General features: G+C 64.7%; 2 protein-coding genes and 1 pseudogene. All 3 read left to right on the top strand.

Annotation, left to right across the window (positions count from 1 at the left end; genetic code table 11):
* Positions 1–62: 62 nt before the first annotated feature.
* Positions 63–845, top strand: a pseudogene (locus HX869_RS31070) (5'/3'-nucleotidase SurE); the annotation flags it as partial.
* A 41-nt stretch (positions 846–886) separates the two neighbouring features.
* Entirely contained in the window at positions 887–1,798 is a 912-nt protein-coding gene (locus tag HX869_RS31065) for an LLM class flavin-dependent oxidoreductase (protein WP_372865730.1), read from the top strand.
* A partial coding sequence (locus tag HX869_RS31060) for an LLM class flavin-dependent oxidoreductase (protein WP_178904168.1) occupies positions 1,795–2,009 on the top strand: 215 nt, incomplete at its 3' end. The genes HX869_RS31065 and HX869_RS31060, both read left to right, overlap by 4 nt.

The following is a 2,009-nucleotide window of genomic DNA, read 5'->3' as shown; positions in this document are numbered from 1 at the left end:
ACCCTGCGGGAAAACCTCGGCCTGCCGCGCCCGGCCAATCGCTTTACCCAGGGAGTTACACCATGAAGCGCAGCGCATGGATGCTGGCAGTCGGCAGCCTGTTCGTCTCGAAGGCCTTTGCCCTGAACATTTTGCTGAGCAACGACGACGGTTATCAGCACCCCAATATTCGCGCCCTGTACACCGAGCTCAAGGCCCAGGGGCATACGGTGCGGATTGCCGCACCGCAGGCCGACCAGAGCGCACGGGGCGGTGCGTTTTTCTTTGGTCGCGAAGTCACCGTTGGCCATGACGACGACCCGGCCTACCCCGACAGTTACTACATCAGCACCACTGAAAACGGCGTGTGCCAAAGCCCCGAATGCGCCGGCAAAGACGTGCAGATCGAAATCAGCGGCACGCCGGTGATGGCCTTGCTGATGGGCCTGAAAAAAGTCATGCCCCACCCTGACCTGGTGATCGTCGGCCCCAACCCCGGGAATAACCTGGGGGCGATCAACAGCGCTTCCGGCACGTTCAACGTCGCCAGTGTCGCGGTGCAGGCGGGCATTCCGGCGCTGGCGGTCAGCACCGATTTGAAGGAGGCAGACCCACAACGCGCGGCGCAACTGGTGGCGAAACTGGTCAATGCCCTGGACCAGCATCGCCAGCCCGACGGCGCGCTCTTGCCCAAGGGCCTGGGCCTGAATATCAACCTGCCAAAAGACCCACAGATCAAGGGCGTGAAACTCACCCGCATCGGCAGCTACGTGGGTTTTGAAGCGGTGTACACCGACGACCTCAAGCAATTCAAACTGCCGGGCAAACCCGGCATCGGCTTCCAGTACAGCCCCGCCGCCACCGCCGNNACAGCCCCGGCTTCGAGCCCAAGGTCTACCGCGACACCGTGGAGTTGTTCAAGGTCGCCGAAGAGCTGGGCTTTGACAGTGGCTGGGTGGCGCAGCACCACTTCGCCAGCGAAAACGGCCGCCTGCCCTCGCCCCTGGTATTGCTTGCCGCCATCGCCCAGCGCACCCGCCGGATCAGCCTGGGCACCGGGATTATCGTGTTGCCCCAGGAAGCACCGCTGCGCCTGGCGGAAGACGCCTCGGTGCTGGACCTGTTGAGCAATGGCCGGCTGGAGCTGGGCCTGGGTGCGGGTTTTGATCCCGACACGTTCACCGCATTCGGTCGTGAGCCTGAGGCGCGCCACCGCGATTATGAGCAGCACCTGCAACAGTTGATCCATGCCCTGGGCAACGCCCCCCTGACCGACAGCGGCTCGCGCCTGTTGCCACGGACGGCCGGCCTTGGGCAGCGAATCTGGGAAGCCACCTCACGGGTGGAACGGGTGGCCGAGCGCGGCCACGGCCTGATCATGGCGCCCAACCCGCACCTGCCGCCCGAAGCCGGGGTAGAACTGGTCAACCGCTATCGCAACGCCTGGACCGGTGACAACGGCACCCCGCCCCGTGTCACCCGGGTACAGGCGCTGATCCCGAACCCGGACGCCGCCACGCGCAACGATATCCAGGCCTACGTGCAACGCCAACAGAGCATCGGCGTGTACAAGGCGCCGGTGGATGATGATTTCGACGCCACCCTCAGGCGCCTCGGCATCCTGCACGGCCCGGTCGAGCAGATCATCGAGCAGTTGCAGCAAGGCCCGAGCCTGACGGCCAACGACCACCTGGTGCTGCAAGTACAGACCGCCAGCACCCCGCTGCGGGAGGCGATCCGCGCCCTGGAAATCATCCGCGAACAGATCGCCCCGGCCCTGGGCTGGCAACCGACACTGCCCCAAGGAACCCTGACATGAGCTTCAAACTGGGCTTTCTCAGCCACGCCTTTGGCGACGATCCACAGCAGGTCTACCGCGACCTGATCGAACAATTCGAAGTCGCCGAAGCCCTGGGTTTCGACGGTGGCTGGATTGCCCAGCACCACCTGAGCAATGGCTTTGGCCGGCTGCCGTCGCCGCTGGTATTGCTGGCGGCGGTGGCCGAGCGAACCCGGCATATCGAACTGGG

The sequence above is a fragment of the Pseudomonas sp. P7779 genome (assembly GCF_013386315.1).
GTDB lineage: Bacteria > Pseudomonadota > Gammaproteobacteria > Pseudomonadales > Pseudomonadaceae > Aquipseudomonas.
Note: the sequence above shows the minus strand (reverse complement) of the source record. Positions and strands in the feature narration are given on the sequence as shown.